Source organism: Pseudonocardia sp. N23, assembly GCF_002583555.1.
Classification (GTDB): domain Bacteria; phylum Actinomycetota; class Actinomycetes; order Mycobacteriales; family Pseudonocardiaceae; genus Pseudonocardia.
The window spans coordinates 1-587 of the sequence record NZ_BEGX01000097.1 but is presented as its reverse complement, the minus strand read 5'-3'; the positions used below and the strand labels follow the sequence as shown (position 1 = coordinate 587).

Here is a 587-nt window from a genome sequence, read left to right as displayed (position 1 = left end):
TCGGAGATCTGGCTGTGCTGGCGTCGCATGAGTTCGGTGGCCATCTCGGCGAAGACGGTGAGGGGGGTGAGTCCGGCGAGTTCGATGACGAGTTCGTGGAAGTGGGCGGAGCGGCGGAAGTATTCGTCGGTGTCGTCGAGGGCGGCGCCTTCGGCGTCGTAGGCCTCGCGGAGGCGGGTGAGGGCGTCGTGGTTGTTCGCGGTGGCGAGCATGGCGGCGGCGGGGGGTTCGAGGATGAGTCGTAGTTGGTAGAGGTCGCCGTAGGTGGCGCCGCGGTATTGCAGCAGGTGGGAGGTGTAGCGGGCGGCGACGTCGATGCTGGGGGCGCGGACGCGGGCTCCTTCGCGTGAGCCGCGGCGGGGGACGATGAGGGCTTCGGATTCCAGGACGCGCATGGCTTCGCGCAGGGTGGGCCGGGAGACCTGGTAGTGCTCGGTGAGCTCGGACTCGAGCGGGAGGGTGGCGCCGTCGGGAAGTTCGCCCCGGGCGATCCGGGCTCGGATGTCGGCGGCGACCAGTTCTGCCATCTTCGGCAGGTGCGGTCGGGCCTGTGGCTCGAACACGGTCGGGCGCGTCTTGCTCGTCAC

General features: G+C 69.7%; 1 protein-coding gene. It reads right to left on the bottom strand.

Annotation, left to right across the window (positions count from 1 at the left end; translation table 11 throughout):
• Positions 1–527, bottom strand: a 527-nt coding sequence (locus TOK_RS23005; protein WP_141566509.1) for a FadR/GntR family transcriptional regulator, incomplete at its 3' end; no start/stop codon positions are given.
• Positions 528–587 lie beyond the last annotated feature (60 nt).